Below are 4,336 nucleotides of genomic sequence, written 5' to 3' on the forward strand. Positions count from 1 at the left end.
ATTTACTTCCTGAAACTATCTATTAACTATGAATTAATATCTAGGAATAACTGAAGTTAGTAGCCAATATAGTTTATGCTTAAAAGTTTTTTTGTGTACATTTTTCTCTACAGTCGTCGGTTGTTTCATTACTTGTAATAATGAACTTAAAGCATAATCTTCAGATGAATTTACTCGTCTATCAAAAAGAGCAATATTCATGGCTAAAGGTAGAGCAATAGCAGCTACATCTGGTTCTAATTCTTCAACTAATAAATCAATAGATTGAGGTATTCTAATTGCAGAACGAATTCCTTGCAATATCTTTTCATCTAATCCTAATTGTTGTAAATTAGGATATATTTCTTCCCATTTAACTGCCCGATCTGGCTCCCCTGCTTGAATAACATAAGCTATCAACCTTTGCAGCTTTCCTTGTTGCTTGGTTGTCATGTTTTGGATCGGTTCGGTTGTTGTTAATTCTGGGGAATTATTTTGATTTTCTTCTTGTTTTACACCATCAACAATTTTTTGCCAATCTTGATTTTCACAAGATTCTGGTTTTTCCACTGTTAAGGAAATACTTATTTTTTTGTCTAGACTAGCATCCAGTTCGGTTACTTCTGCTTTTACTCCCAAAAAACCTAGCCATTTAGCAATTGTATGAATTAATGTGAGACGGGTTGAGTGACAGTTTGCTAATAACCGAACCTGGGTCCGAACCATGGGACGAACGATTTGTGTCAGCATTATGGTTAAGTTACTGTCTTAGCTATAAATTTACCTTTTTAGAGAATAGCTAATTTTTATAGAATGAATGGCAGTATTAGCTACAGATTTTTATTACCATTTCTCTATGAAGTTACAAGAGAAATGGTATAGTTTGATTTTAGTTGATAATTAATTCAACTATTGCGCAACAGTTTTTAGATTTTAGATTTAGATGAACTGGCAGAGTCAAAATTTTTAGTTGATAATTAATTCAACTGTTGCGCAACAGTTTTTAGATTTTAGATTTAGATGAACTGGTAGAGTGTAGAATAACGATAGTGCTACGCAATGCTACGGGAACGCCTAATACCATATCTAAAAAATTAAATATTTAGTCAAAAGTAAGGATTTTTTAGTTATAGGAAAAAATTAATAAAAGATGTCTAGCCCCCCATGGCAACCCTACACTTTGATAACTGTTAACTTTTCTCTGGCATTCTAGCAAAATGTTCTAATAATAGTCGATGAATAAAAATATAGCCACCTCCTACTTTTTGTAAAAAAATTAATTGTGTGGCGTAGTCAAGGAAACGAGAATAATTCCAAGGTATATAACCATTAAAATACAAAATCACTCGTAAAATAAAATGTTTTACACAAGCTTCTCCCCCTCCCACAGCTAATCCGAAAATAAACCCATACTGACACCAAGCGATGAGGTACCAGTCTAATAATTTAGCAGAGAAAATCATTAATATAGCTGCAATTAAACCAAATATCAAAGCATTTTTAGTTGACAATAAAATTCCTTGATTAGGAATAGTTAGTTCTTCTATTCCCGGACCTGTCATACCACGAACTATTCCTAGAGTTAGTCCTAAGCTTAATCCAGATATTGCTCCTCTCAGTAGAGGATGACTAATTTGATTAAGAATTTTTAAATTATAGTAGAAAATAACTGCAGATAATAGACCAGAAATTAGTCCGATAGTTATGCCAATAACTAATTGGTTGATAGTATATTTTCCTAACCATCTCAAAGTAGTGACTGTTTGAATAGTTTTAAATCCAAAAAAACGCCAAAAATATACAAAACAAAATGCTACAAGTAACGCCATTTTAGGCAAATTTAAAAATTGATAAAATAGGTTCCATAATACGAATAATATTATCGTCAAAAGAGTAATAATATAAGCAATAATATAAATTTTATTTTGTACCCAATAGGGCTGCATTCTTTCAATTAAAAATACAGTTTCTGACTCCTTAACCATTTGCTTTGCTAACCAAATTAGCCATTTTTTTACTTTCTCCTGACTATAAGGAATATTAACCGCCTTACGCTTAAACATTCGCTCAATATAAGCATTAAATAAATGTTCTCTCAGTTCAGAATTACTGCGAGTAGGTAACTCTTCAATTGATATTCCTTGATAAGCTAAACTGATAATACTTAAAATCAAAGGATACCGGGAAAATTCTTGTAATTTAACATCAGATTCTAATGCTTTTCTGACTGCTGCTAATTCTGAACCTGCATTTTTTAAATACTCTTGGATTTGCTCTAAACTTAAGGGCTGTAAATAAATAGCTGCTTGAAATTTTAACTGGCTTGAAAGAACTTCATAATCACGAATCCGGCTACAAACTACTATTTCTGTTTGACCGTATTCTTGACAAAATTCATTTAAAGCATCTACACAATATTCTCGTATCTCTCTACTAACTTCATCTAAACCATCAAGTAGTAAAAGTAACCTTTGTTCTTGTATCCAAGCTTTACCAATTTGTTGATAAACTTGATATTTAGTATGTAATTCCCGAACTAACCAATCAGCGATCGCTTGTTTTTTTCCCTCCCAAGAAGATAGGTTAAAAACAACAGGTATTGGTTGAGTTAAATCTGCTTCAGTTCTATTAATTAAGTCTCGCGCTAATTCTAATAAAGTTGTAGTTTTTCCAGAACCAGGTTCACCTAAAATTAATAAAGTTCTACCTGCACCTAACTCATCAAATTTATCAATAATTCGAGTACCGGGCGGTAATTCTTGTTGTGGATTTTCTAATTCTTCCCACACTAAACCCCAAGGACGATTTACTGCATTTTTTCGTTCTTCTAATCCTAGTTCAATTAATACTTTGCCGTGTAAGGAAGTTTCTAAAACTCCTTTCACCCAATAATTTTTTACCTTGTTCAGCAGTATCTGACAGTTCCGATATTCCTGCCGATTCATTGATAAATTAGCATCGGACTTGAGCAGAGAATTATCATCTTTTACTCTCCCTACTTCTGCCAAAATATTATTAATCCAATTTCGACTAAAAATTGTTTCGTAGATTCGATTATAAACTTTTAATTTGCCTCGCTGCTGTACGATAGCTCCAGTTAATCTTAATTCTAATTGTTCTGAATTTTGATGAACTTTTACTCCTTTTGTCTGCAAAATTTTTTGATATAGCAATAATAATCTATGACTTCGCTCGCTTAATAAGAGGCGGTCGCGAATGGTTCGTAAATGTTGTGGTTCATCCTGACTTTCCCAATTATTGATGATTAGATTTTTTACTAAATCTTCTACCCATTCTTTTTCTTTATCAGTGGGTATAAAAGACTCAGCTCTTAGGGTAAGTTGACAAATTTTTTGAGTCAGAAAAGGTTGCCCCCCTGTCCAGTTTAATATTGCTTGTAATACTGCTTGAGGATTAGTCGATTTTGTCGCTAATCCTGTGACTAAAGGTTGAGCTTCTCTGAAAGTAAAACCAGTTAATTCAATTCCACGACCAATATTAAACGGACTCCGCAGTTTATCTTGAATTAAATCGGAGGGAGTTGCTACACCAAAAAAAGAAAAAGTTAGGCGCTTATATTCTTGATTTTGTGCTCTTTTATCGTAACAAGAACGAATGACTGTAAAAAAATCATCTACTTGAAATTTTAAACTGAGAATACTATCAATTTCGTCGATAAAAATTACAATTTTTTTTGGAATTAACTGAAGGATAATTGATTGAATAAATTTACTAAAACGTTGGGCATAAGATAAGTTATTATGTTCGTACCACCAAGTTGTTAAATCAAAGCTATTATATAAATCTAAACTACTAACAATACTATCAATTACACTAGCATACCACTGTTCAGGAGTAATATCTAAATTACCAATTGCACTTAGATCAATACCCGCACAAACAATTCCTTCCGTTTGTAAAATTTCCATAGTTTGTATTCTTAAACTAGACTTACCCATCTGTCTAGAATTAAGAACATAACAAAATTCTCCTGCTTTTAATCCACGATATAATTCTACATCTGCTTGACGTTTGATATAGGTGGGAGAGTCAACTGCTAAACATCCACCGACTTGATATTGATAATTTGTCATTTCAGTTATAGCGCTACGCGCTAGGTAATAGGCAATAGGGAATAAGGAATAGTAGACTTTTAAAGTGTTTTTCGTATAGGGAAAAGTTCCCCTAACAGGATTTAGAAATTATCAAAATTAGTCATAAATTATTTTTTACCTTTTAACTTTTAACTTGCGTGTAGCCTTATATATTCCTCATACCAATAATACTAATTTGCCAAAAGAATGCTATATTTAGGTATGATTTTAATTATTAAGTGATTAACACAGACGGAATGATT

The 4,336-nt window shown here is 32.3% G+C and carries 2 protein-coding genes; both read right to left on the minus strand.

The features are described from left to right. Positions 1-33: 33 nt before the first annotated feature. Positions 34-729, minus strand: a complete 696-nt coding sequence (locus AFK68_RS08325; protein ID WP_094672332.1) for a hypothetical protein — start codon at positions 727-729, stop codon at positions 34-36. Positions 730-1,169: 440 nt separating this feature from the next. Continuing rightward, positions 1,170-4,073, minus strand: coding sequence for an AAA-like domain-containing protein (locus AFK68_RS08330; RefSeq protein ID WP_094672333.1), 2,904 nt, complete (start codon positions 4,071-4,073; stop codon positions 1,170-1,172). Positions 4,074-4,336: the final 263 nt, after the last annotated feature.

Source organism: Hydrocoleum sp. CS-953 (assembly GCF_002260545.1).
Taxonomy (GTDB): Bacteria; Cyanobacteriota; Cyanobacteriia; order Cyanobacteriales; family Microcoleaceae; genus Trichodesmium.

Bases quoted from the DNA above. Each gene is read 5' to 3' on its own strand.
- AFK68_RS08325 (WP_094672332.1), bottom strand. From the start codon at position 729: ATGCTGACACAAATCGTTCGTCCCATGGTTCGGACCCAGGTTCGGTTA.
- AFK68_RS08330 (WP_094672333.1), bottom strand. From the start codon at position 4,073: ATGACAAATTATCAATATCAAGTCGGTGGATGTTTAGCAGTTGACTCT.